The sequence below is a fragment of the Vibrio sp. Vb0349 genome (genome assembly GCF_033338975.1).
In genome coordinates this window covers 1-1,058 of the sequence record NZ_JAWOTS010000424.1, presented here as the reverse complement: position 1 = coordinate 1,058, position 1,058 = coordinate 1, and the positions used below count along the sequence as shown (strand labels likewise).

Below are 1,058 nucleotides of genomic sequence, written 5' to 3'. Positions count from 1 at the left end.
CGGATTGCTTGGATTGTTTTTGCCACAATACTTACCGTAATTCTCGTTGAGATTAATCTTGTACTTTTATTTCAATGCGATTTTCGCTATCCATCATAGACGCGTTCGCACGGATCTTTGCTTCTAGCTGATTCACAAGGTCATTGTTATCGAAACGCTCTTTTTGACGTTTTCCGTCTTCATAGAACGCACTCTTCTTGTTGCTACCCGCAAGACCCAAATGGGAAACCTCAGCTTCACCAGGACCATTTACCACACAGCCAATAATAGACACATCCATTGGTGTGATGATGTCTTCTAAACGCTGCTCAAGCGCATTTACGGTACCAATAACATCGAATTCTTGGCGTGAACAACTAGGGCAAGCAATAAAGTTGATGCCACGAGAGCGAATACGCAAAGATTTCAGAATATCGAAACCGACTTTGATTTCTTCGACTGGATCAGCAGCTAAAGAGATACGTAACGTATCACCAATACCTTCCGATAAAAGCATGCCCAAGCCAACTGCTGACTTCACGGCACCTGCGCGTGCACCACCAGCTTCAGTAATACCTAAGTGAAGCGGCTGGTCGATTTTCTTCGCTAGCAAGCGGTAAGAATCAACCGCAAGGAATACATCCGATGCTTTAACGCTGACTTTGAACTGATCAAAGTTAAGACGATCGAGATGATCCACATGACGCATCGCTGATTCAACTAGGGCTTCAGGCGTTGGTTCACCGTATTTCATCTGCAGATCTTTTTCCAAAGAGCCGCCATTAACGCCAATACGGATCGGGATATTCTTATCACGCGCACAATCAACAACCGAGCGAATACGCTCTTCGTTACCAATGTTACCTGGGTTGATACGCAAACAATCGACGCCGTATTCCGCGACTTTCAGTGCGATACGGTAGTCAAAGTGAATATCAGCAACCAGAGGAACAGATACTTGCTGTTTGATCAGCTTAAACGCTTCTGCTGCTTCCATCGTTGGTACTGAAACACGGACGATGTCTGCGCCGACTTTTTCTAGTGCTCGGATTTGTGCGACTGTCGCTTCCACATCAGTC

The 1,058-nt window shown here is 45.6% G+C and carries 1 protein-coding gene; it reads right to left on the bottom strand.

Annotated features, from left to right (window positions below; genetic code table 11):
• Positions 1–52: 52 nt before the first annotated feature.
• A partial coding sequence (gene ispG, locus R7Q47_RS26335) for a flavodoxin-dependent (E)-4-hydroxy-3-methylbut-2-enyl-diphosphate synthase (protein WP_318090272.1) occupies positions 53–1,058 on the bottom strand: 1,006 nt, incomplete at its 5' end.